We start from the raw sequence: 23,757 nt of genomic DNA, 5'->3' as shown, positions 1-23,757 counted from the left end.
CTACAGGTGAGGGACTCGATCCACGGTGCTGAACAAGCTGTTGCGTGTCGGCGAAGGCCGCATGGTCAAGCGACTCGACGCGATCGCGTCGCACGTCGAGGCGCTGTCCGACGAGTTCGAGGCGCTCTCCGACGCCGAACTGCGAGCCAAGACAGACGAGTTCAAGAAACGTATCGCCGATGGTGAAACGCTCGACGAACTGCTGCCCGAGGCGTTCGCGACGGCCCGCGAGGCGGCCTGGCGCGTACTCGACCAGAAGCACTTCCACGTGCAGATCATGGGCGGCGCGGCGCTGCACTACGGCAACATCGCCGAGATGAAGACGGGTGAGGGCAAGACCCTCACCTGTGTGCTCCCGGCATACCTCAACGCGCTCTCCGGCGAGGGCGTCCACGTCGTCACCGTCAACGACTACCTCGCCAAGCGCGACTCGGAGTGGATGGGACGCGTCCACCGCTTCCTCGGCCTCGAGACCGCGGTGATCCTCACCGGCATGTCCTCGGCCGCGCGCCGCGAGGCCTACGCCGCCGACATCACCTACGGCACCAACAACGAGTTCGGCTTCGACTACCTGCGCGACAACATGGCGCACTCGCTCGCCGACCTCGTCCAGCGCGGCCACGCCTATGCGATCGTCGACGAGGTCGACTCGATTCTCATCGACGAGGCCCGCACCCCGCTGATCATCTCGGGCCCCGCCGAGGGGTCGAGCAAGTGGTACACCGAGTTCGCGCGCATCGCGCCGCTGCTCGAGAAGGATGTCCACTACGAGGTCGACATCAAGAAGAAGACGATCGGCGTGCACGAGGCCGGCGTCGAGTTCGTCGAGGACCGTCTCGGCATCGACAACCTCTACGAGGCCGCCAACTCGCCCCTGGTCAGCTACCTGAACAACGCCATCAAGGTCAAGGAGCTGTTCCAGCGTGACAAGGACTACATCGTCCGCAACGGCGACGTCCTGATCGTCGACGAGTTCACCGGTCGTGTGCTCGACGGCCGCCGTTTCAACGAGGGTCTGCACCAGGCGATCGAGGCCAAGGAAGGCGTCGAGATCAAGGCCGAGAACCAGACCCTCGCCACGATCACCCTGCAGAACTACTTCCGCCTCTACGACAAGCTGTCGGGCATGACCGGCACCGCCGAGACCGAGGCCGCAGAGTTCGACCAGATCTACAAGCTCGGTGTGCTGCCGATCCCGACCAACCGGCCGATGGTCCGCAAGGACCAGGGCGACCTGATCTACAAGACCGAGGAGGCGAAGTTCGCCGCGGTCGTCGACGACATCGTCGAGCGCCACCAGATCGGCCAACCGGTGCTGATCGGTACCACCAGCGTCGAGCGCTCGGAGTACCTGTCCCGACAGCTGAAGAAGCGCGAGATCCCGCACAGCGTCCTGAACGCAAAGTTTCATGAGCAGGAAGCCCAGATCATCGCCGAGGCGGGTCGCCTCGGCGCGGTCACGGTGGCCACCAACATGGCCGGTCGCGGTACCGACGTGGTGCTCGGCGGCAACCCGGACATCATCGCCGACACCCGCCTGCGCAAGGCCGGACTCGACCCCGTGAACACCCCGGACGAGTACGAGGCCGCCTGGGACGAGGCCATCGAGGTCGCGCGCACCAAGGCCGCCGAGGAGGCCGAGGCCGTCCGCAAGGCCGGCGGCCTGTACGTGCTCGGCACCGAGCGGCACGAATCCCGCCGAATCGACAACCAGCTGCGCGGCCGTTCCGGTCGTCAGGGCGATCCGGGTGAGTCGCGGTTCTACCTGTCCGTCGCCGACGAACTGATGCGCCGCTTCAACGGCGGTGCGCTCGAGGCGATCATGAGCCGTCTGCCCGACGACGTGCCGATCGAGGCCAAGATGGTCACCAAGGCCATCCGCAGCGCTCAGACCCAGGTCGAGCAGCAGAACTTCGAGATGCGCAAGAACGTCCTCAAGTACGACGAGGTCATGAACGAGCAGCGCAAGATCATCTACGCCGAGCGTCGTCAGATCCTCGAGGGCGAGGATCACCACGAGCAGGTCAAGCAGATGATCGACGACGTGGTCAGCGCGTACGTCGAGGGTGCGACCGCCGAGGGTTACGCCGAGGACTGGGACCTCGACGAGCTGTGGACCGCACTGCGCACCCTGTACCCGATCGAACTCGACCCCAAGGGGGTCGTGGGCGAGACGGAATACGGTGAGCGCGACGACATCTCGGCCGAAGAGCTGCGCGAGACCCTCGTCGCCGACGCGAAGGCCGCCTACGACAAGCGCGAGAAAGCGATCGACGAGATCGCGGGTGAGGGCGCGATGCGCCAGCTCGAACGCAGCGTCCTGCTGAGCGTCCTCGATCGCAAGTGGCGCGATCACCTGTACGAGATGGACTACCTGCGCGAGGGTATCCACCTGCGTTCGATGGCGCAGCGCGATCCGGTGGTCGAGTACCAGCGCGAGGGTTTCGACATGTTCAACGGCATGCTCGAGGGCCTCAAGGAGGAGGCGCTCGGCATCCTGTTCAATGCTCAGGTTCAGACCGAGCAGCCGGCACCGCAACCGCCGCTGCCCACCGCCGCCGATCTCCGTGCCGCGGTCGGTGCGGGTGCACCCGCACCCGCGCCGGCGGCTGACGCCGGTTCGCAGGTCCCCGCAGCCCTGCGTGGCTCCGGGACCTCCAACGGCGAAGTGCCGATGACGTTCTCCGGCCCCGATGAGGGTGGCGGCACGGTCGTCCACTCCGAAGAGGAGGAACTGGCCGGTACCGCCGACTCGGCCAGTCGGCGTGAGCGACGCGCGGCCGCGCGGGCGAACACGAAGGGCAGCCGTCCGAAGCCGCCGAAGGCCAAGAAACAGCGTCGCTGAAAAAATTCGGGAGAAAGCGGAACCCGACAGGGAGTGGCTGCGTCCAATCCCCATGAAGACACTCACCTCCGCTCCTCCTGTCGGTACACGGACGCCGCGGGTCCGGGTACTGCCCGCCCCGACGTATGAGCCGGCCGGGCCCGGTGCGATGGGTGCCGGGGCGGTCGGTTCCGGGACGGTAAGCGCGGTGTTCCCTCGGCCGCGCCCCGGTGCGGGACCATCGCGCAAGACCCTGGCTGCCGCGGTGGAGGCCAGGCGATTCACGGTGGCCACGTCGCGACTCCTCTTCGAGGTCTTCGACCGTCGGAGGGGGATAGCTCATCTCGGTGACTCTGTGTCGCCGTCGATCGCCGATCAGGTGGCCGCGCTGGTTCGTCACGACGCCTTCCGGGTGGCCGAAACCACCGGTCCCCCCGGGGGGCCATCCGCTCGCGGTACGGTCCTCCAGCGTGTGCACGTCCAGCTGTGCGACACCAGTGCGGCCGAGGTGTTCGGCTCCTATCTCAGCGGTGGGCGCGTCCGGGCCTTTGCCGGGCGCGTGGAGCGCAAACCGTGCCGTGTGCGTGGGAGCGATCCACGCCCCGGCGGCGCCGGTGCGCGAACAGGTCTCGGTCGGGTCGAATACCGCTGGCAGCTCGTGGCCCTCGAGTTCTGTTGACCCCGTCGAGTCCGGCCCCGACGCAGCTGGACGGCTAGGATCGGCGGCGTGGTGAACCGTTTGTCGCCGCGCGACGCGATGTACTACTTCCTCGACGATTCCCGGTCGACGACGCATCTCGGGGCGTTGCTGGTCGTGGACCCCTGTGTCGGCGAGCCGAAGAAGGCCGACCACCCGACGACCGGGGATGCCGGGGCCCTGGCCGCGTCCCCTCGACCCGCGCTCGACTACCAATCGCTGGTGTCGCTGGTCGAGAACCGGCTCCAGCTGGCGCCCCGGTATCGGCAGGTGGTCCGCGAGGTCACGCTCGGACTTGCCCGCCCGGTGTGGGTCGACGACCGGGATTTCGACATCAACTTCCATATCCGGCGCTCGGGGTTACCGCGGCCCGGTGGGCCCGCGGATCTCGCCGAGCTCATCTCCCGGGTGATGTCCCGGCCGTTGGATCGCACCAGGCCGCTGTGGGAGATGTACCTGATCGAGGGCCTGGCCGATGGCCGGCTCGCGATCCTCACCAAGTCGCACCGGTGTCTGATCGATGGTCCGGACCACCCGGAGATCAGCGAGGTCATCTGCGACCCCACCGTCGAGCCGGAGGAGCTGCCCGAGGAGCTGTGGATGCCCGGCTCGCCGCCGGGGTCGGCGAACCTGGTCGTGGGTGCACTCGCAGAGGCGATGGCGCGTCCCGGCGACCTCGTCGAGACCGTGGTGCACGGCAACGGCCTGGTCTCCGAGGTGCGGTCGGTGGTCGGCCGGACCGTCCGCCGGGCCGGTGACGTCGTCGGCCAGCTCACCGACCACGCGCCGCGCAGCCCGCTCAACAACACGGGCACGACGACCCGCACGTTCACCACGGCGTCGGTCCCTCGCCGCGATTGCGCGAAGATCGCCGACCACCACAACTGCACCGTCAACGACGTGGAACTCGCCATCATCTCGGGTGTGGTGCGCCGGTGGATGCTGTCGGTCGATCCGGCGGCCGTGCCGGCCGACACCGTCCGCGTGGTGATCCCGCTGTCGCCGCGAGACCCCGGGGTGGAGGTCGAGGCGGAGGCGGAACCGGGCTGGATCAACGTCGGCAAACCGAGTTTCGTGACGGACCTGCCTGTCGGGGAGTCGAATCCGACGGTGCGTCTCGCCCAGGTCGCCGGCCTCGCCGAGCGCTATGCGCAGTCGTCGCGGCGGATGAGCACCGGGCCGAGCCCACTGTTCCCGGAGCTCGGCGTCGTGCCCTTCGCCGACTTCAGCTCGCGCGCGTTCCGGTCGCTCGACAGCCGCGGGTACAACGTCCCGGTGGCGATGAGCACCGCCCCGGTTGCCGACCGGTTCGTGCTCGGCGTGCCGGTCCGCGAGATCTTCTACATCCCGGTTCTCGTCTCGCAGAGGGCACTTGCGGTGAGCATCGTCGAATACGGCGACCGGTTGCAGTTCTCGTTCATGGCCGACCGCGGCGTCATCCCCGACCTGCCCGTGCTGGCGGACTACGTCACCGAGTCCTTCGAGGAGTTGCTGACCACCGACTGAGTCGGGGGCGCGGCTAAGGTGAGCGGGTACCGCAATCGGACCGCGTGGAGCGGTCGTCGTAGGAGAGCGATGGTCGAATGAGGGTCTACCTGCCGGCGACGTTGGCAATGCTGATGCAGCTCAACTCTGAAGGCGAGTTCCGGCCGATCGGCGGCACCGGGTTCGCGTTGACCCCGGCATTGCGCGAGGCGTTCGTCTCGGGCGACGACGAGGAGCTCTCGGAGGTCGCGATGCGGGAGGCTGCCCGGGCGTCGCTGCGTCTTCTCGCCGGGGAGGCGCCAGAATCCGGCGACGCCGAGGCCGAGCGCGATCTCGCCGCGGACGAGGCGGTGACGAAGCCAGGAGTCACCCCGTCGCTGCCGCCGCGCCGCGTGGTCGTCGCCGCCGACGTCGAGGACGTGAAACTGCGTCCCGATCTCGACGATGCGGTGGTCAAGGTCGGCGGGACGATCCCGCTCTCGGCGGTCGCCTCGGTCCACGTCGACGTGAAAGAGGCGGAGGGCAAGGTACGTGCCGCGGTGGTCGTCATCGATGCCGCCGACATGGGTGACCTGGACGCCGAACTGGCTGTCGGCGACATCGAGGACTTCGACCTCGCCTGGTACGCCACCCAGGAGCTGCCGTTCCTGCTGGAACTGCTCTGAGACCGGTCGACTCCTCGATGGCGCTAACCTACGGTTGCGTAGGTTAGAGTGTCAGGCGCAGTGTTCGGAGACGTCGAAGGCGGTGTGTGAGTTGGGTCTGCTCGAGCGATTCGAAGAACCGGTGGCCGGGGTCGCGGCACGTAGCCGCGGTGCGCAGTGGGTCCGTGCGGCGGTCACCCGCATCACGACGCCCCTGCTTCCCGACGACTATCTGCACCTCGCCAACCCGTTGTGGTCGGCCCGCGAGCTGCGCGGCAAGGTCATCTCGGTGCACCGGGAGACCGAGGACAGTGCGACCATCCGGATCCGTCCGGGCTGGGGATTCTCCTTCGACTACGCGCCCGGCCAGTACGTCGGCATCGGTGTGCTCATGGACGGCCGTTGGACGTGGCGCTCGTACTCGCTCACCTCGACCCCTGATGCGTCGGCGAACGACAAGACCATCGCCATCACCGTGAAGGCGATGCCCGAGGGCTTCCTGTCGACCCACCTCGTGAACGGCCTGACGCCGGGCACCGTCGTGCGTCTTGCCGCACCGCGCGGCGAGTTCGTCCTGCCCGACCCGTTGCCCGCGAAGATCCTGTTCGCGACGGCCGGCAGCGGCCTCACGCCGATCATCTCGATGCTGCGGACCGTCCGGCAGCGCAAGCAGAGCACCGACATCCGCCTCATCCACTCGACGCCCACCGAGGCCGAGCTGCTCTTCGCCGACGAACTGCAGGCGATGGCGGCCTCCGGCCTCATCGACCTCCACGTCCAGTACACCCGCAGCGCGGGCAAGGTCACCCCGGAGGTGCTGCCGTCCCTGTGTGAGGACTGGCGCGAACGCCAGACCTGGGCCTGCGGACCGGCAGGATTCCTCGACGGCCTGCATCGTCTCTACTCCGCTGACGACCTGACCGACCATCTCCACATCGAACGTTTCGCCCTCGAACGCGGTGTGGTCGGTGCACAGGGCGGCACGGTCACGTTCAAGCGGTCGGGCAAGACAGCCGAGGTCGACGGCGCGACCACCCTCCTCGAGGCCGGTGAGGCCGCGGGTGAGATCATGCCGTTCGGCTGCCGGATGGGGATCTGCCAAAGCTGTGTGGTGATGCTCGACAAGGGTTGCGTGCGCGATCTGCGCTCCGGTGTCGAGCACGTCGAGGGCGAACGCATCCAGACGTGCATCAGTGCAGCCGCGGGTGACTGCACGCTGGACGTCTGACCACCTTCTTCGCTCTTGACCCGGCGCCGCCCCGGGAACTGCCGGTACGCTCGAAAACGTGCTTGGTCACAGTGATGGATCCCGTCCTGTTCGGCGTCCGGTTCGGCGCGAGGGCTGACCGGTGAAAGCCGCGGTCCCGGTTCCCGAGAACGTCCCCGTCCTCACCGACGGCGGGGTGACGCTGCGGCCTCATGAGCCCCGAGATCTCGATCGCATGGTCGAGCTCGCGGCCGACCAGGCCATGATGCGGTGGACACCCATCCCGGCGCCCTACAGTCGCGCCGCCGCCGAGAGATTCGCCCTCGACTACGCACCCCAGATCCTGGGCGGACGGCACCCGCATGCTGTGGGCCGTCGAGTTCGACGGCCGATTCGTCGGCACCGTCGACCTCGCCGGGGAGGGCCCGCTCAGCAGTCTCAGCTACGACCTCCATCCCGACGCCCGCGGCTGGGGCGTGATGAAGCGCGCGGTCCTGCTCGCGGTCGATTACGCCTTCACAGAGGCCGGTAAGGAGGTCGTCCGCTGGACGACGGTCGCCGGCAACATCGACGCGCTGCGGGTCGCCCACTCCTGTGGATTTCGGCTCGACGCCGCGGTCCCGGACGGGGTCGAGGTCCGCGGCCACATCCGCGACGCGTGGGTCGGCTCCTTGCGCGCCGACGATATGCGGAAACCGCAGACCGAGTGGCGCACCGACGTGTTCGAGACCGAGCGGTTCCGCCTCCGGCCCCTCGCCGAGCACGACGACCCCCGCATCCGCGAGACGCTCGACGACCCGATCTCGCGCAAGTACCTTTTCGCGCGACCCGATCCGCTGGAGCTCGAGCACGCGGCGGCCGAACGCTTGCGCAAGTGGTGGACCGCGGCGCAGGGCCTCACCTGTACCTGGGCCGTCGCCGATCTGGAGACCGACGACTATCTCGGCGACATCACGCTCCTGCACATCGATGAGGTCACCGGCGCAGAGGCCGGTTTCTACACCCACCCCGAAGCACGCGGGAACGGTGTTCTGGGAGAGGCGTTCCCGGCGTCGGTCCGGTACGCATTCGAGAAGTTCGGCTTCCGGCGGCTGACCCTGTTCGCCGCCGACAGCAACGAGGGCAGCAAGAAACTCGCCCGTGCGGCCGGTTTCCGCGAGGTCAGCAGGCAGAAACTCGCCGCCCGGTCTGACGGTGTCTTCGAGGATCTCATCGGTTTCGAGTTGTACATCGACGACTATCGCGAGGCCGCTCGCGGCTGACGCCCTCCTCGTAGGAAAATTCCGTGCCCTTACGGCACCCCATCGCTGGACAGGCGCGCTACCCGTAACCTACGCTTGCGTAAGTTACGGAAACGTAAGGGTCTGAAATCCGGCGTCAGCCGGTCGGGGCGCAGGTCGATGCCGACCGCCGCCGAACCCATCCCACCTGCGAAGGGAGCACGCGTAATGGCGATCACGGACATCCCCGAGTACGCACATCTGACCGAGGCGGACGTCGAGGCACTCGGTGCCGAACTCGACGCGATCCGCGCGGAGGTCGAGGCAAGTCGGGGCGAACGTGACGCCCGCTACCTGCGCAACACGATCCGGTTCCAGCGCGGCCTCGAGTTCGCCGGACGCGCACTGCTCTTCGGCTCCACCAAGAAGTCGCTCTGGTGGGCCGGCGCGGGTGCCCTCGGCGTGGCGAAGATCGTCGAGAACATGGAGCTCGGGCACAACGTGATGCACGGGCAGTGGGACTGGATGAACGATCCCGAGGTGCACAGCTCGACGTGGGAGTGGGACAACACCGACCCGTCGGCGCACTGGAAGCACACTCACAACTACATCCATCACAAGTATACGAACGTGCTGGGCATGGACGACGACGTGGGCTACGGCCTGCTGCGCGTCACCCGCGATCAGCGGTGGCGTCCGTTCAACTACGGCAACCTCGTCTACAACACGATCCTCGCGCTGGCGTTCCAGTACGGCGTCGCCGTGCAGCACCTCGAGCTGGGTAAGAAGCGCCGGACGCCGGAGGAGCGGGAACAGCACAAGCGCGATGTCGCCGACGTGCTGTCGAAGATCGGCAAGCAGGTCGCCAAGGACTACCTCGCCTATCCGGCGCTGGTCAGCGCTACCACCGGACACAAGGTCGGTTACGTCAACGCCTACCGCAAGGCGGCCACCGCGAACGCGCTCGGCAATGTCATCCGCAACGTGTGGAGCAACGCCGTCATCTTCTGCGGGCACTTCCCCGACGGTGCGGAGAAGTTCACCAAGCAGGACATCGACAGCGAGTCTCAGGCCGAATGGTACCTGCGCCAGATGCTGGGCAGCGCCAACTTCGACTCCGGTTTTGTCCTCGCGTTCATGAGCGGCAACCTGTCGTACCAGATCGAGCACCACATCTTCCCGGATCTGCCGAGCAACCGGTACGCCGAGATCGCGGTGAAGGTGCGCGCGCTGTGCGACAAGTACGACCTGCCCTACACCTCGGGTCCGTTCCCGGTGCAGTACGCCAAGACCTGGCGGACCATCGCCAAGCTGTCGCTGCCGGACAAGTACCTCAAGGCGACCGCCGACGATGCGCCGGAGACCGCGTCCGAGCGTCGCTTCAAGCAGGGGCTGCCGGAGGGCACCCGACTCCAGGCGACCATCGACGAGCAGACCGGTACCCGTCGTGGGCTGCGCTCGGCCATCGCAGGTCTGCGTGAGCGTCGTCGGGCCGGACGCGGACGCCGTGCCGTGGTGACGCCGCTGCACGCGGCACGCGGCGATGACGAGGCTGCCGCCTGATCGTCGTCGACGGGTGCCCGCACCCGCGCCGGGGCAGGGAAACGAGGAGGTCGGCATAATGGGTACCAATGGCCATCACTGACATCAACGAGTACGCGCATCTGACCGACGCCGATGTGGAGGCGCTGGGTGCCGAACTCGATGCCCTCCGCCGCGAGATCGAGGCGGACCGGGGGATGCGTGACGTCAAATATCTGCGACGCACGATCCTGGCGCACCGCGCGCTCGAGGTGACCGGACGCGTCGCGCTGCTCGGCAGCCGCTCGCGGCCGCTGTGGCTGTTCGGTACCGGCGCGCTCGCCCTCTCGAAGATCATCGAGAACATGGAGCTCGGGCACAATGTGATGCACGGGCAGTGGGACTGGATGAACGACCCGGAGGTCCACTCCACCACCTGGGAATGGGACATGGTGTGCGCCTCGCCGCACTGGAAGCACTCCCACAACTACATCCATCACAAGTACACGAACGTGGTCGGCATGGATCACGACGTGGGCTACAAGATCCTGCGCGTCACCCGCGACGAGCCGTGGGAGCCGCGCCGGCTCTTCCAGCCGTTCTTCAACGTGCTGCTGGCGGCGACTTTCGAGTGGGGGATCGGTCTGCACGATCTCGGCCTCAAGGAGGTCATCCAGGGCGAGAAGCCCAAAGAGGTCGCGATCCCGCAGATCAAGGAGTTCGGTCGCAAGATCGCCAAGCAGGTCGCGAAGGACTACGTGCTGTTCCCGGCGCTGACCGGCCCCAACTTCAAGCACACGCTGACGGCGAACCTCACCGCGAACCTGATCCGCAACCTGTGGGCCTACGTGGTGATCTTCTGCGGCCACTTCCCTGATGGCGCAGAGAAGTTCACGGTCGAGTCCCTCGAGAACGAGACGCAGGGCCAGTGGTACCTGCGGCAGATGCTCGGCACCGCGAACTTCGACGCGGGGCCGGCGATGGCGTTCCTCAGCGGCAACCTCTGCTACCAGATCGAGCACCATCTCTATCCGGACCTGCCGAGCAACCGCTACGCCGACATCGCCGAGCGGGTGCGGGCTCTATGTGACAAGTACGACCTGCCCTACACCACGGGTTCGCTTGCGGTGCAGTACTTTCAGACGCTGCGCACGATCAACAAGCTCGCCCTGCCCGATCAGCTCTTGCGGGCGACCGCCGACGACGCTCCGGAAACCGCGTCGGAGAAGCGCTTTGCCGGGATGCCGCGGACGACCGGGCTCAAGACGGCGATTCGTCAGCTGCGGGCGCGGCGTCGTCGTCGCTGAGCGTCCCGCCGACCGCTGCCAGCAGATGCCGCACGGCCATGCCGCGCCGGTAGGAGTGGCCCTCGAGTTCGTCGAGGCGACACTCCGGATCGGCCGGCGGGCCGAGATGCGTACAGCCCCGGGGGCATTCCTCGATGGCGTCCCGCAGATCGTCGAACGCCGCGATGATGTCGTCTGCACCGACATGAGCGAGTCCGAACGACCGGATGCCGGGGGTGTCGACCACCCAGCCGCGCGGGATCGAGTCCCCGGGTAGGGGCAGCGCCACCGACTGGGTTGACGTGTGGCGTCCCTTGCCTACCCCGGACACGACGCCGGTCGCCCGATATGCGTCGGGGACAAGACGATTCACGAGTGTCGACTTGCCGACCCCGGAGTGGCCGATGAATGCGGTGATACGGCCCCGGAGCGTCGCGAGGATCTCGTCGAGCGGATCGTCGCGCCCGGCCCGGATGACCGGCAGGTCGAGATCGGCGAAGGCGGCGATGAACTCGGTCGGATCGGCGAGATCGGATTTGGTCAGGCACAGGATGGGGGACAGGCCGCCGACGTAGGCCGCCGCGAGTGTGCGTTCGACGAATCCTGTGCGCGGCGGCGGGTCGGCCATCGCGGTGACGATCAGCAACTGGTCGGCGTTGGCCACCACGATCCGCTCGTAGGGATCAGAGTCGTCTGCGGTGCGGCGCAACACACTTCGCCGTTCCGCGACGCGGACGATCCGCGCCAGGGTGTCGGGCTTGCCGGAGAGGTCGCCGACCACCGACACGTCGTCACCGACGACGATGGGGGTCCGGCCCAGTTCTCGCGCGCGCATCGTCACGACGCGACGGTCCGGATCGCCGCCGAGGACGACACCCCACCGGCCGCGGTCCACCGACACGACCATGCCCTGCTCGGCGTCGTCGTGGGATGGGCGGGTCTTGGTGCGCGGACGGGTGCCCTTCCCCGGACGAACCCGGACGTCGGACTCGTCGTAGCTGTTGGCCCGCCGGCTCAAGGGCGCCCGATCATCTTCTGCCACATGCCGGGAAAGTCGGGCAGGGTCTTGTTGGTCGTCTCGATGTCGTCGACCACGACGTCGGGCGTCACGAGTCCGATGATGGCGCCGGCGGTGGCCATGCGGTGATCGGCGTAGGACTCCCAGGTCCCGCCGTGCAGGCTCGTCCCGGTGATCCGGAGTCCGTCCTCGGTCTCGGCGCAGATCCCGCCGAGACGGGTGATCTCGGTGGTGAGGGCCGCCAGCCGGTCGGTTTCGTGGCCGCGCAGGTGGGCGATGCCACTCAGCGTCGACTCGCCGTCGGCGAGGGCGCAGAGGGCGGCGATGGTCGGGGTCAGTTCACCGATGTCGCGCAGGTCGAGGTTCACGCCCTTCAGCACCTCGGGTCCGCGGACGCTGAGGGTGCCCTCGAGGTGCTCGACGGTGCATCCCATTGCGGCCAGGACGTCGGCGATGCGGGCGCCGGGCTGTGTGGTGACCGCCGGCCAGTACGGCACCCGGACCTCTCCGCCGGTCACCGCGGCAGCGGCCAGGAACGCCGCCGCGTTCGACAGGTCGGGTTCGACGGTCCAGTCGACGGCCCGGATCGGACCGGGCGACACGCGCCAGACATCGGGTTCAGAGGTGTCGACCTCGACGCCGGCGGTCGCCAGCATCTCGACGGTCATGTCGATGTGGGGAGTCGACGGGACGGGCGGTCCGACGTGGCGGATGACGAGCCCCTCGTCGAACCGGGCCGCCGACAGCAGCAGACCCGACACGAACTGTGACGACCCGGACGCGTCGATGGTGACCTCGCCACCGCGCACGCGTCCGGTGCCGTCGATGGTGAAGGGCAGCCGGTCGCCCTCGATCGCGACCCCGAGCCCGCGCAGGGCGTCGAGGATCGTGGTCTGGGGCCGGACCCGGGCCTGCGGGTCGCCGTCGAAGCGCACCCGGCCGGCGGCCAGCGCGCCGAGCGGCGGCAGGAATCGCATCACCGTGCCGGCGAGACCGCAGTCGACGTCGGCGCCGTGCAACGGTCCTGGGGTGAGGGAGACGGTGGTCTCCGCCGCGGGGTCGATGCGCACCTGCACACCGAGTGCCTCCAGAGCACTCAGCATCAGGTTGGTGTCTCGGCTGCGGAGGGTTCCGCGGACGGTCGACGGGCCGTCGGCGAGCGCGGCGAGGACCAGCGCGCGGTTGGTGATGGACTTGGAACCGGGCAGCTCGACGGTGGCATCCAAGCCGCTCGCGCAGGTGGGCGCGTTCCAGGAACTCATGCGATCCAGTTTGTCATGCCCGGTCCGGCCGGTTTCATCACCGCCGATGCCCTCCGGCTAGCGGTTGTCCTTGCGCAGCGGATGATCGGCGGGGATCTCGACGACGATGATCGTGCGTCCGTCGGGGTCCTCGGCGTGCATCTCGATCAGGCCCCACGGCTCGGTCCGCGGCTCGCGCTTGACCGTCACCCCGCGATCCCGGAACTGTTTCTCGGTGGCCTCGGCGTCGCGGACCTGCAACCAGAGCACCGCGTTGCTCATCGGGTCAGGGGCGTCGGTCTTCATGTGCGTCGAGATCTCGATGAGCCCGTTGCCGGCGAAGAACACGATGCCGCCGGGGTACTCCCGATGGATCGGGAGACCCAGCTGGTCACGGTAGAAGGCCTGCAGACGCTCGGGATCTGCCGAGAGTAGGAGCACCCGGCTGGACAAGACCTCCATCTACTGCCCCTCGGTGCTTCCGGCGGAGCCGCCCACGGCGTGGCCACGGTTGTAGTCGGTGTGACCGGCGGCCTCGTACGCCGCGCGTTCACGCGCCAGGCGATCTGTCTCGCCGATCGGCGTCGCATCCCCGAAGGCGAAGGCCGACGCGTGCGGCCACTCGTGCGGTACGTCGGGGTCGACGATGCGGTCGTCGAGGCCGTCGGCTGCGGAACCGTCGTCGGCGCCGGGGCCGGGTTCGAATCTGGAGGACATGGAATCCACGATATGCCGATTCGCGGCGAGGTGGGCCGTGTCCGGGGTCCCGCGGCGTCGTATCGGGCGGAGGCGGCTTCGGCGCCCCACCTGCGCCGGATCGTGTGCCGACCGCGACCGAACCGCAAGGTCGGGTTCGTAGCGTCAGAGGAGGGTCGGGTGGATCCAAACCCGGAGGGAATCATGACCGCCACCAAGCATCGCACCGAGCACCGCGACTTCGCCTCACCCGACGAGGTCCGCACCTTCGGCCACGGCCGGATGAACGTGCTCAACGTCGGGGACTCCGAGATCGGCCGGCTCGAGTTGCAGCCCGGCTGGCGGTGGTCGGTCGACGTGAAACCCATCGCCGGTACCGAACTCTGTGAGGCGCCGCATTTCCAGTACCACGTCTCCGGGGTGCTGCACATCGTGATGGCCGACGGTACCGAGTTCGACGCCGGGCCCGGGCAGATCACGTCGCTGCCGTCCGGGCACGACGCCTGGGTGGTCGGCGACGAGCCGGTGGTCACCGTCGATTTCTATGGCGCGAGCAACTACGCGAAGGCCGATGCGGGGTAGGGCGCGCCGAGAACCGACATCTGGACGGTCCGTCCGTTCACGAACCGCGCCTCGAGAACCCGCCGTCGGTGTAGCCGTCCCAGGTCTCGAAGACCCGCATCACCTTGGGGTCGCCGAGGCCTCTGATGTGGTCGCACAGGTCCTTCGGGCTCGACGGGTTGGTGACGATGAACTGATGCAGCGACGGGTCGTGGTCGGCCAGGTAGCGCAGGGTCTCCGGCGGGGTGTCGGGGTCGGCGGCCGCGAGGGCGTCACGCGGGTCGAACGCCGGTGCCCGCACGCCGTCGGAGGCCGACACCGCGGGTCCGCCGACGACCGCGATCTCTCCGGTGTTGTGGTAGTCGACCGGATCGCCGGACACGCTGCGCGTGTTGAGCAGCAGGTTCAGCAGGATCGCGGTGATGGCGCCGGCCGAGATGCCCGAATGGAAGATCGTCTGGAACCAGTCCGGGAACTGCGCGTACATGTCGAGCACGACGTTGACCGGGGCGTCGCCGAGGGTGCGGTCGGTGTAGTAGATCTTCGCCTCGGTCAGCATCGCGACGCCCACCGAGATGGCCACGACGAGCACGTTGACGTTGTTGAACTTCACCTTGGTGAGGGTTCGGATGCCGCTGGCCGCGACCATGCCGAACAAAGCCACGCCGGCGCCGCCGAGGACGGGTTGCGGGATGCCCTCGACGATCGCCGCCATCTTCGGCAACAGGCCCAGCGCGACGAGGATCACGCCGGCGCAGGTCGCGACGTGCCGCGTCCGGACGCCGGTGATCGCGACGAGGCCGACGTTCTGCGCGAACGCCGTGTACGGGAAGGTGTTGAAGATGCCGCCGAGGACGGTGCCGAGTCCGTCGGCGCGCATGCCGTCGGCCAGGCGGCGCGGGGTGATCTTCTCGTCGACGATCTCACCGACCGCGACGATGTCGCCGGTGGTCTCGGTCATGATCACCACGCCGACGATGATCAGCGAGATGATCGCGCTGATCTCGAAGGTCGGCGCACCGAACTGGAACGGCTGCGGCACACCCACCCACGGGTATTCGCCGACCTTGTCCCAGTGGGTCATCCCGAACGGGATGGACACCAGTGTGCCGATCGCCAGGCCGAGCAGGATCGAGACGCGGCGGACGGCGTCGGGCGCGAAGCGCTCGATGGCGACGATGATCGCCAGGGTCAGGAAGCCGAAGCCGATGTTCTTCGGGTCGCCGAAGTCGGGGCCGGAGGCGGTGCCGCCGCCGAACCAGCCGGCCGCCACACGCATCAGCGAGACACCGATGATCAGGATGATCGTGCCGGTGACCAGCGGCGGGAAGAACCGGATGAGCCGCCCGACGATCGGTGCGACCGCGATCATGAACACGCCGCAGGCGATCACCGAACCATAGATGGCGGTGATGCCGTAGCTGGTGCCGATGGTGATCATGGGGCCGACGGCGGCGAAGGTCACGCCCTGTATCAGCGGGAGCCGGACGCCGAACCGCCAGAACCCGACGGCCTGAAGGATGGTCGCGATACCGGCGACGAACAGGTCGGCCATGATCAGGTGGACGATGTCACCCTGCTGGAGCTGCCCGGCCCCGACCATGGCGCCGCCGACGATCAGCGGGACCGCGACCGCGCCCGCGTACATCGCGAGCACATGCTGCAGGCCGAGCGGGAACAGCTTGACGAACGGCGGGATCTCGTCGACCGGACGCGCACCGGTCCTCCCGTTCTTCACGACATCGATCACCGACATGACTGGTTTCTACGGACCCGGTATTTCCGCGGAGGCGCGTCCGTGTGTCGGCGGTGTTTCCGCGAAGATATATCGGTGACCGTATCCTCGACTCGCCGCAGCGCGGGCATCCTGCTGTTCCGACGTAGCGGCCCCGACGGCGTCGAAGTGCTCATCGCTCACCCCGGCGGTCCGATCTGGGCCCGCAAGCCGGACGAAGGGTCGTGGTCGATCCCGAAGGGGCTGGTCGACGCCGACGAATCGGAGTGGGACGCCGCGCGTCGTGAGTACCTCGAGGAGATCGGCAGCCCAGTGCCCGGCGGTCCGCACATCGACCTCGGCGAGGTGAAGCTCAAGAGCGGCAAGACCGTCATCGGCTTCGGCGTCGAGGGCGATCTCGACGTGACGACCGTCGTCTCCAACACCTTCGAGATGGCGTGGCCGCCGCGGTCGGGCCGCATGCAGTCGTTCCCGGAGATCGATCGCGCCGAGTGGTTCGATCCGGAGACCGCGAAGACGAAACTCAACCCGGCGCAGGCACCATTCGTCGACCGGCTGCTCGAGGCGCTACCGGCCGGTTGATCGACGATCCCGCCTAGTGGTTTTCCTCCCGCCGATCGAGCTCGATAGGCGGGAAGGAGACCGATACGCGGGTGCGCGCGCCTTCGACCTACTCGGCCGGCTGACGGAGGAACGGCGCCACCCAGTCGGGTGTCACGTCGGAGGTGATCGCCGCGGCGGTCGCATCGTCGACGTCGACGAGCGAATAGAGCTCGGAACCGGCGGCCGTCGCGAGGATCAGCGTGCTGACGCCGGCCCGGCGCTGGAAGATCGACGATCTGCTCGCCCAACCGATGACGCCGTCATGGTCGACGACGATTCGTTGTCGGGCGACGGTCGGGGGTGCGATGACCACCGACCGGGCGGTGAGCCGGTGACCGAGGTGCCGCGAGCGGACGACGCCGAGGCCGATCGACCCGGCGAGGCACAGCACGCCCACCGCGAGCCAGCCGACGGAGATCGCGCCGCCGACGACCGGGATCGAGATTCCGACGAGGATCACCAGACCGGTGAGGAATCCGCGGTTGAGGCGACGAATGCGTGCCACCCGGCCATGCCCGGTCAGCGGTGCGGTGAGTTCGGAACGTTCGTGGGTGACGAGGTCGGCAACACGCATCGCCTCGGAGATCGGTGCCGGCGGCAGCAAGAGTGGGTGTTTGGTCGCACCGGTCGCGATCGCCTGCAGACGGGCGCCCTTCAACGGTCGCATGAGGATCGGTTCGGTCAGGTGGCTGCCGCGGATGCGCTTCTCGTCGAAGCTGATCGAGTTGGTGGTGAGCAGTCCGCGTTCGGTGCGCAGGGTGCCGTCTGGATGCCGCGTGAGGCGGAAGTCCCAGTAGCTCAGGACGTACCCGATCACCGACAGGACGGCGCCGATGAGGATCACGGCCACCACGGCCACGGCGATGACCAGCGTGAGCGGGATCGACCGGACGGTGGCGAAGGCTTCGCGCGCGAGGCCGACCCCCTCGTCGAACATGCCTGCGTCGTTGGCGATCTGGACTCCGACACCGGCGACCGCAGCGGCGATCGCGAGACCTCCGAGAGAGAAGGGCGAGTAGCGCAGCCAGGCGTTCTGGAACCTGGTCAGCACCTCGGGTGCCGCGGTGGGCGTTTCGGATGGGAGCCGCACATCAGACGTGGTTGCGGGAGAGCGGGTCCCGGCGGTCGGCATCAGATTGTCGTGCAGTGCGCGCGCCTCGGGGAGCGTGACGGCGCGGAGTTTGACCTGCGACGCCTGTTCGTCGCCGCCGGTGCCGATGGTGACCTTCTGCAGGTTCAGCACGCGGTGGACGAGCGACGCGGTGAGATCGACGCTGCGGATGCGGTCGCGGCGGGCGGTGGCCACCTTCTTGGTGATCAGGCCGCTCCGGACCCGGACGTGTTCCGCGGTCACCTGATAGAAGGTGGTCAGCCACGGCACCACCGTCACCAGCGGTACGAGCACCACGGTGGCGATGAGTGTCACCAGGGGCGCGCTCCGCCCGGCGAAGACCAGGGCGATGAGAACCGGGACCAGCGAGGGGAGTGATTCGACGACGGTGACCGCCATCATCCACGGTGACAGTCGGTGCCACTCGTCCGGCGCGTCGATGTGCAGGCCCGCCGCCGGGACGGCCGGCGGCACCGAGCCGGGTTGCGGCTCAGGTCGCGTCATCGGTGAACGCCTGGGTGCGGATGGTCAGGTCGGACGCGGTCGCGCGGGCGTGTTCGGCGTCGAGCCCCTCGATGTGGATCGTGCCCGCCGACGACGCCGTGGTGACCGTGAGCTTCCCCAGTTTCAGCAGCTGTTCCAGGGGGCCGGCCTCGGTGTCGACGACCTGGATACGTGCGATCGGGATGATCACCCGGTGCCGGACGAACCAGCCCGACTGGGAGTACACCGCTTCCTCGCTGACCTCCCAGCGGTGAAAGCGGTACCGCCACAACGGGACCACGGTCGTGTAGAACGCGGTCAGCAGGGCCAGGGCGATCGCGGCGAGCGTTGCACCCCACCGTGCGTCGGGCACGACGACCGCGACCACGATGGCTGCGATGGTCGCCGGTACGCCCAGGATCAGCGGACCGATGCGCCACAGGGTCTTGGCGCGCGGATCGACCTGGTTGACCGGCTCCCGCAGGGTGGGATGCAGCGGATTGTCGGGAGCGGGTGCGGATTCCATTGCGACCAGTCTAGGGCCGCCCCCGCCGCCGACCGCGGCAATCGCGTGCCGCTTCTAGGTGATGGTGACGCCGCCGTCGACCGCGAGGGTCTGCCCGGTGACGTAGCCGGCGGCCGCCGACGACAACCAGATCGCGGTCGCGGCGAGCTCTTCTCCGTAACCGGTGCGGCCCAGGACGACCCGCGGCATCTGCGAGTCGAGGTAGCCGGGCTGGTAGGTGTCGGTCATCTCGCTCTCGAAGAAGCCGGGGGCGATGGCGTTGACGCGGATTCCCTTGCGCGAACCCCACTGCTGGGCCAGGTCCCGGGTGAGACCGATGACGCCGGCCTTGCTCGCGGCGTAGGCGGCCTGCGGCAGCCCGGCGGTGGTGATGCCGAGGATCGACGAGATGTTGACGATCGCACTGCCCGGCTGCATGACCCGTCCACACGACTGGGCCATCCAGTAGGAACCGTTGAGGTTGATGTCGATGACGTCTCGGAACTGTTCGGGGGTCTCCCGGGTCGCGGGATAGGCGGTGCCGACTCCGGCGTTGTTGATGAGGACGTCGACCTTTCCGAAGGTCTCCATCGCCGCGTCGACGACGCGCTGGCACTGCTCGGGGTCGGAGACGTCGGCGGGAACGACGAGAGCCTTGCGGCCCAGCGCTTCCACGGCGGCAGCGGTGTCGGCGAGCTTCTCCGCTCGACGCGCGGCGAGCACCACGTCGGCGCCGGCCTCGGCGAAGCCGCGGGCGAAGGAGACACCGAGTCCCGACGAAGCGCCGGTCACGATGACCACCTTGCCGGTGGTGCCGAACAGATCCATCACGGACATCGTTGTCTCCCTTGCGTGTTTCTCCGGTGACGCGGCGCACCGGCGCCGCGCCGTGATCGGCGGTGAGGTCAGAACCAGGACGGTTCGACGTCGAGGGTGGTGCGGTCCAGAGCGGTGAGGAGGTCGAGCTGCGGACCGGTCTTCGGTAGTTCATACCGGAAGAAGTACTGCGCTGCAGCGCGTTTGCCGTCATAGAAGTCGCCGGTCCGGCCGTCCGCGGCGAGGAGTTGTTCGAGCCACATCCAGGCGATGACGATGTGGCCGGTGGCCTCGAGGTAGAGCGTGGCGTTGGCGAGCGCGAGCTTCGGGTCGCCCGACGACCAGATGTGTGCGGTCACTTTGACGAGCCGGTCGACGATCGACTGCAGGGTCTCGGCGTATCCGGCGGCGGACGGCACCTCGAGTGCACGTGCGACGGTCGCGCCGATGGTCTCGGCGAGCAGTGCCAGACCGGCTCCGCCCTGCATGATCACCTTGCGGCCCAGCAGGTCGAGGCCGTGGATGCCATGGGCCCCTTCGTGGATGGGGTTGAGGCGGTTGTCGCGGTAGTGCTGCTCGACGTCGAACTCACGGGTGTACCCGTACCCGCCGTGGACCTGGATCGCCAGGCTGTTGGCCTCCAGGCACCACTGCGACGGCCAACTCTTGGCGATCGGGGTCAACACCTCGAGCAGCAGCTCGATGCGGGCGCGTTCCTTGGCGTCGGCGGTCGTCGCGGCCTGGTCGACGAGAACGCTGCAGTACAGCTCGAAGGCGAGCGCGCCCTCGACGTAGGACTTCTGGGCCAGCAGCATCCGCCGGACGTCGGCGTGCTCGATGATCGGCACCGGCTTCGAGGACGGATCCTTCTGGTCGACGGGGCGTCCCTGCGTGCGCACCTTCGCATACTCCAGCGACGCCTGGTACCCGGCGTAACCCAGTGCGGTGGCGAGGAATCCGACGCCGATGCGTGCCTCGTTCATCATGTGGAACATGTAGGAGAGGCCGCGGTGCTCCTCGCCGACCAGATATCCAACAGCGCCGGGGGTCGTGTCGGGGGAGAAGGTGCCGTCGCCGAAGTTGAGCAGCGTGTTGGTGGTCGCGCGGTTGCCCATCTTGTGGTTGAGGCCGACCAGGGCGACGTCGTTGCGGGTGCCGTCCGGCAGGAACTTCGGCACGATGAACAGCGAGATCCCCTTGACGCCGGGGCCGCCACCGGGCGCTTTGGCCAGCACGAGATGCACGATGTTCTCGGTGAGTTCGTGGTCGCCGGCCGAGATCCACATCTTGGTCCCGGTGATCCGGTAGGTGCCGTCGCCCGCCGGTTCGGCCTTGGTGGTGATGTCGGCCAGCGAAGAGCCGGCTTGCGGTTCGGACAGGCACATCGTCCCGGAGAAGCGGCCTTCGACGAGCGGGCGGACCCAGGTGTCGCGTTGTTCGGGGGTCGCGTACTCGGCCAGCAGGTTGGCGTTGCCGACCGTGAGGAAGCTGTAGGACGACATGGCCGCGTTCGCCGCCTGGAACCACACCGCGGACGCTTGCCGGATGACGGTCGGCAGCTGCATGCCGCCGAGTTCCTCGTCGAAGGAGGCGGCGATGAGGCCGGCCTTGCGGAACTCGGCGAGGCCCGACACCACCGCGTCTGGGAGGACGACCTTGCCGTCGTCGCCGATGTAGGGCTCGTTGGCGTCGCCGATCTTGTTGGCCGGAGCGAAGCATTTCATCGCGATGTCGGCGCTGAGCTCGAGGACGGCGTCGAAGGTGTCGCGCGAGTGCGCCGCGAAACGGTCACGTGAGGTCAGGGCCTCGACGTCAAGCCATTCGTACAGCAGGAACTCGAGGTCCCGCCGGGACATGGGTGTGGCCATCGCACTTCCTCATGATCGGACCGCCGTTGTGGTGCCGTCTCAGGGGGGCACCCGTTCATCATGCATCTACCGATCGTCCGCTCGGTATCCGACCCTCTGTGGATGGGTCGCCTGCACTGCTTTAACCATCGCTCGACGGTTGTTACGAGTATCACACCTTGTCACTTCTCCTTGTAAAGGTGTGTGGCCCGTGATGGACTACTGAAGATTCACGATCGTGAATAACTTCGGTTATGGCGTGAAGATGCAGGTCACGGGGACGGTGCCATTCGGCGGGGGTGGCATCGTCCCGACCTGCCCGCCGCCGATCCCGGTGCCGGCGCCGACTACACGTCGATGCCGAACTCCTTGATCTTTCGATAGATCGTCGCCCGGGAGATGCCGAGCGCATTGGCCGCCGCGACCTTGTTCCGACCGTTCTCCTCCAGGCTCCGCACGATCGCATCCCGTTCGAGCGCCTCGATGCGGGTGAGGGTGTGCCGGCTCTGTGCGCGATAGGTCGGCGGCAGATGCTGCGCCGTGATCGTCCCCGACCGATGGTGGATGACCACGTCCCGTAGCGCCTGCCGGAGTTCTGCGACGTTGCCCGGCCAGGTGTACTTGCTCAGCTGCCGCATGGCGTCCGGCGCGACCTCGAGTTCCCGTCCGCGCGTGAGTTGCAGGAGGATGGCCGGCACCAGCACCTGAAGGTCCTCGATGCGATGGCGCAGTGGCGGCACCTCGATGGTGTGCGAGAAGAAGGGGAGCAAGGTGGCACCCAGGGCGGGTGTCGCGTCGCCGGCGCTGAGGGTCATCCCCAGCCAACCCGCGTGCTCGCGTCCCTGCATCACCTCGGCGACGTCGAACAGCACGTCGTCGTCGAACTCGTCGGCATCGCGCAGGATGATCGCGAAGCCGTCCGTGTCGAGCTCGGCGGCGAAGCTGTCGAGGGTGTCGGTGTCCTGGAAGTCTGCGGCGGCGTACACGCGAATCGTCCCGCGCCGGCATTGTCCCGCCGCTGCGCGGAGAACCGCCGACCGCCCCGAACCCCGTTCGCCCGACACCGCGATCCAGTGGCCGGCACCCACGTGCTGGGCGATGCGGTCGCTCGCCTGCCGCCACGATGAGCTGCGGCCGACGATCCCGGGCAGCATTGAGGCCGTCGAGGGTCGGCGCTGGGGTGAGGTGGCGGTGGCCGAATCCATCAGGTGCACATGGAAAACCGCGATGCCGGCCGCTGCGTCAGAGAACTCGACGACCGGCGCGAGTCGTACCGAGCGGCCGCTGGGCAGCGTGTTCACCCGCCGCCCCGCGGCGACATCAAGGGTCTGGTCGACGGCGTGCTCGAGCATCGACACCTGATCCTGCGGGTCGATGCTCTGCCGAAGACGTCGGTTCATCAGCACGACGTCGGCAGCGATGGCGAGGACCATCATCTGGGGTGCGCGCCGACAGGTCGCGAGATAGGCCGAGAGGAGCCGGGATTCGCTTTCGCTGGCGTTCGCGAGCATCTGCTGTTCGATCTGCACGGTCGCCGACTTGGCCAGGGACAGCAGCAGGGAACCGCCCTTCTCCACCCACCCGGTGAGGTCGAGGGCGCCGACGACGCCGCCGGAGAAGGGGTTTCGGATCGGTACCCCGGCGCAACTGAGCTGGGCGAGGCATCCCGCATAGTGTTCGGCACCGGTGACGAGGGTGGCCTGCCGGGTTTCGAGGGCGGTGCCGATCCCGTTGGTGCCGGCGTGCTCTTCGCTGTAGCTGTAACCGGGTGCGAGTGACACCGCGTCGAGCTGGCCGAGGAGTTCGCCGCTGCCGGCGGCACGGGACAGCACCACACCGTCCGGCGAGGTGAGGATGATGCTCACCGGTTCCGACGAGAGGTCGGTGGCGAGCTGGTCCAGCACCGGCCGGGCCGCGGTCATCAGCGGACTGTCGGTGTTCGGCTCGCGGACGAACGGGAGTTCCAGCCGGTCTGTCTGCACCTTGAACGAGCGCGAACGGCGCCACGAGGTCGAGATCGCGTCTCGAACGGCGCCGGTCAGGCGATCGTCGACGACGCCGTCGTCGCTGAGGAATCGCTCGCGCGCCCGTGCTACGTGGGTGACGGGTTCACGAGACTGGTCTGTTGGCTTGGGCTTCACCGAGACCGCAACTCCCTAATGTGATGTAGGTCTCATCCTGGGCAGTGTATCGGACGAGCCTACGTTCACGTGCGTGAACGACCAGGTGTCTTCATCCGATTCGTACTGGTCAGGTG

General features: G+C 67.9%; 19 protein-coding genes and 1 pseudogene. 10 read left to right on the top strand and 10 right to left on the bottom strand.

Features of this window, described 5'->3' with window-relative positions; genetic code table 11:
- Positions 1-25: 25 nt before the first annotated feature.
- From secA to RVF83_RS00395, 8 genes and pseudogenes are all read left to right on the top strand, one after another.
- Complete coding sequence (gene secA, locus RVF83_RS00430) at positions 26-2,845, top strand: preprotein translocase subunit SecA (RefSeq protein ID WP_005197525.1); 2,820 nt, start codon at positions 26-28, stop codon at positions 2,843-2,845.
- Positions 2,846-3,032: 187 nt separating this feature from the next.
- Complete coding sequence (locus tag RVF83_RS00425) at positions 3,033-3,503, top strand: Rv3235 family protein (RefSeq protein WP_236577612.1); 471 nt, start codon at positions 3,033-3,035, stop codon at positions 3,501-3,503.
- A 48-nt stretch (positions 3,504-3,551) separates the two neighbouring features.
- A complete protein-coding gene (locus RVF83_RS00420; protein ID WP_005197523.1) occupies positions 3,552-5,027 on the top strand; it encodes a wax ester/triacylglycerol synthase family O-acyltransferase in 1,476 nt (491 codons plus the stop codon).
- 77 nt (positions 5,028-5,104) lie between these two features.
- Positions 5,105-5,671 (top strand): DUF6912 family protein, encoded by a 567-nt coding sequence (locus RVF83_RS00415; RefSeq protein ID WP_005197522.1) that lies wholly within the window; start codon positions 5,105-5,107, stop codon positions 5,669-5,671.
- A 91-nt stretch (positions 5,672-5,762) separates the two neighbouring features.
- Positions 5,763-6,878, top strand: coding sequence for a ferredoxin reductase (locus tag RVF83_RS00410; protein ID WP_039880280.1), 1,116 nt, complete (start codon positions 5,763-5,765; stop codon positions 6,876-6,878).
- Positions 6,879-6,999: 121 nt separating this feature from the next.
- A pseudogene (locus RVF83_RS00405) lies at positions 7,000-8,119 on the top strand (GNAT family N-acetyltransferase).
- Between the two features lie 186 nt (positions 8,120-8,305).
- Positions 8,306-9,640 carry a fatty acid desaturase family protein gene (locus RVF83_RS00400; RefSeq protein ID WP_005197519.1) on the top strand — a complete coding sequence of 445 codons (1,335 nt, stop codon included), beginning with the start codon at positions 8,306-8,308 and terminating at the stop codon, positions 9,638-9,640.
- A 68-nt stretch (positions 9,641-9,708) separates the two neighbouring features.
- Entirely contained in the window at positions 9,709-10,905 is a 1,197-nt protein-coding gene (locus RVF83_RS00395) for a fatty acid desaturase family protein (protein WP_005197518.1), read from the top strand.
- On the opposite strand, the gene rsgA is transcribed toward RVF83_RS00395, so the two are convergent.
- From rsgA to RVF83_RS00375, 4 genes are read right to left on the bottom strand one after another with little or no spacing between them, the layout of a single operon-like run.
- Positions 10,859-11,902, bottom strand: a complete 1,044-nt coding sequence (gene rsgA, locus RVF83_RS00390) for a ribosome small subunit-dependent GTPase A (protein WP_005197513.1) — start codon at positions 11,900-11,902, stop codon at positions 10,859-10,861. The genes RVF83_RS00395 and rsgA overlap by 47 nt on opposite strands.
- Positions 11,899-13,164: a 3-phosphoshikimate 1-carboxyvinyltransferase gene (gene aroA / locus RVF83_RS00385; protein ID WP_005197512.1), complete on the bottom strand. Its 1,266-nt coding sequence runs from the start codon at positions 13,162-13,164 to the stop codon at positions 11,899-11,901. Before aroA ends, rsgA begins: the two co-directional genes overlap by 4 nt.
- Positions 13,165-13,221: 57 nt before the next feature.
- Positions 13,222-13,605 carry a VOC family protein gene (locus RVF83_RS00380; RefSeq protein WP_005197508.1) on the bottom strand — a complete coding sequence of 128 codons (384 nt, stop codon included), beginning with the start codon at positions 13,603-13,605 and terminating at the stop codon, positions 13,222-13,224.
- Positions 13,606-13,860, bottom strand: coding sequence for a hypothetical protein (locus RVF83_RS00375; protein WP_005197507.1), 255 nt, complete (start codon positions 13,858-13,860; stop codon positions 13,606-13,608). It abuts the gene before it with no gap.
- A gap of 183 nt (positions 13,861-14,043) precedes the next feature.
- On the opposite strand from RVF83_RS00375, the gene RVF83_RS00370 reads away from it, so the two are divergent.
- Positions 14,044-14,421, top strand: coding sequence for a cupin domain-containing protein (locus RVF83_RS00370; RefSeq protein ID WP_039880293.1), 378 nt, complete (start codon positions 14,044-14,046; stop codon positions 14,419-14,421).
- A 37-nt stretch (positions 14,422-14,458) separates the two neighbouring features.
- On the opposite strand, the gene RVF83_RS00365 is transcribed toward RVF83_RS00370, so the two are convergent.
- Complete coding sequence (locus RVF83_RS00365; protein ID WP_005197505.1) at positions 14,459-16,156, bottom strand: nucleobase:cation symporter-2 family protein; 1,698 nt, start codon at positions 16,154-16,156, stop codon at positions 14,459-14,461.
- A gap of 75 nt (positions 16,157-16,231) precedes the next feature.
- On the opposite strand from RVF83_RS00365, the gene RVF83_RS00360 reads away from it, so the two are divergent.
- Positions 16,232-16,717, top strand: a complete 486-nt coding sequence (locus RVF83_RS00360; protein ID WP_005197499.1) for an NUDIX domain-containing protein — start codon at positions 16,232-16,234, stop codon at positions 16,715-16,717.
- A gap of 88 nt (positions 16,718-16,805) precedes the next feature.
- On the opposite strand, the gene RVF83_RS00355 is transcribed toward RVF83_RS00360, so the two are convergent.
- The 5 genes from RVF83_RS00355 to RVF83_RS00335 all read right to left on the bottom strand — a co-directional run bounded on the left by RVF83_RS00355 (position 16,806) and on the right by RVF83_RS00335 (position 23,641).
- Positions 16,806-18,353 carry a PH domain-containing protein gene (locus RVF83_RS00355; protein ID WP_005197497.1) on the bottom strand — a complete coding sequence of 516 codons (1,548 nt, stop codon included), beginning with the start codon at positions 18,351-18,353 and terminating at the stop codon, positions 16,806-16,808.
- The gene (locus tag RVF83_RS00350; protein ID WP_005197496.1) at positions 18,340-18,858 is read right to left on the bottom strand and encodes a PH domain-containing protein; all 519 of its coding nucleotides are present in this window, start codon (positions 18,856-18,858) and stop codon (positions 18,340-18,342) included. Before RVF83_RS00350 ends, RVF83_RS00355 begins: the two co-directional genes overlap by 14 nt.
- 54 nt (positions 18,859-18,912) lie before the next feature.
- Positions 18,913-19,674 carry an SDR family NAD(P)-dependent oxidoreductase gene (locus RVF83_RS00345; protein ID WP_005197495.1) on the bottom strand — a complete coding sequence of 254 codons (762 nt, stop codon included), beginning with the start codon at positions 19,672-19,674 and terminating at the stop codon, positions 18,913-18,915.
- A gap of 68 nt (positions 19,675-19,742) precedes the next feature.
- Positions 19,743-21,521 carry an acyl-CoA dehydrogenase gene (locus RVF83_RS00340; RefSeq protein WP_005197493.1) on the bottom strand — a complete coding sequence of 593 codons (1,779 nt, stop codon included), beginning with the start codon at positions 21,519-21,521 and terminating at the stop codon, positions 19,743-19,745.
- 326 nt (positions 21,522-21,847) lie between these two features.
- On the bottom strand, positions 21,848-23,641 hold the full coding sequence (locus RVF83_RS00335; protein ID WP_005197491.1) for a sigma-54-dependent Fis family transcriptional regulator: 1,794 nt from the start codon (positions 23,639-23,641) through the stop codon (positions 21,848-21,850).
- Positions 23,642-23,757 lie beyond the last annotated feature (116 nt).

The organism is Gordonia rubripertincta (assembly GCF_038024875.1).
GTDB lineage: Bacteria > Actinomycetota > Actinomycetes > Mycobacteriales > Mycobacteriaceae > Gordonia > Gordonia rubripertincta.
Note: the sequence above shows the minus strand (reverse complement) of the source record. Positions and strands in the feature narration are given on the sequence as shown.

Bases quoted from the DNA above. Each gene is read 5' to 3' on its own strand.
- RVF83_RS00415 (WP_005197522.1), top strand. From the start codon at position 5,105: ATGAGGGTCTACCTGCCGGCGACGTTGGCAATGCTGATGCAGCTCAAC.
- RVF83_RS00400 (WP_005197519.1), top strand. From the start codon at position 8,306: ATGGCGATCACGGACATCCCCGAGTACGCACATCTGACCGAGGCGGAC.
- RVF83_RS00395 (WP_005197518.1), top strand. From the start codon at position 9,709: ATGGCCATCACTGACATCAACGAGTACGCGCATCTGACCGACGCCGAT.
- aroA (WP_005197512.1), bottom strand. From the start codon at position 13,164: ATGAGTTCCTGGAACGCGCCCACCTGCGCGAGCGGCTTGGATGCCACC.
- RVF83_RS00380 (WP_005197508.1), bottom strand. From the start codon at position 13,605: ATGGAGGTCTTGTCCAGCCGGGTGCTCCTACTCTCGGCAGATCCCGAG.
- RVF83_RS00375 (WP_005197507.1), bottom strand. From the start codon at position 13,860: ATGTCCTCCAGATTCGAACCCGGCCCCGGCGCCGACGACGGTTCCGCA.
- RVF83_RS00370 (WP_039880293.1), top strand. From the start codon at position 14,044: ATGACCGCCACCAAGCATCGCACCGAGCACCGCGACTTCGCCTCACCC.
- RVF83_RS00365 (WP_005197505.1), bottom strand. From the start codon at position 16,156: ATGTCGGTGATCGATGTCGTGAAGAACGGGAGGACCGGTGCGCGTCCG.
- RVF83_RS00355 (WP_005197497.1), bottom strand. From the start codon at position 18,353: ATGACGCGACCTGAGCCGCAACCCGGCTCGGTGCCGCCGGCCGTCCCG.
- RVF83_RS00350 (WP_005197496.1), bottom strand. From the start codon at position 18,858: ATGGAATCCGCACCCGCTCCCGACAATCCGCTGCATCCCACCCTGCGG.
- RVF83_RS00345 (WP_005197495.1), bottom strand. From the start codon at position 19,674: ATGTCCGTGATGGATCTGTTCGGCACCACCGGCAAGGTGGTCATCGTG.
- RVF83_RS00340 (WP_005197493.1), bottom strand. From the start codon at position 21,521: ATGGCCACACCCATGTCCCGGCGGGACCTCGAGTTCCTGCTGTACGAA.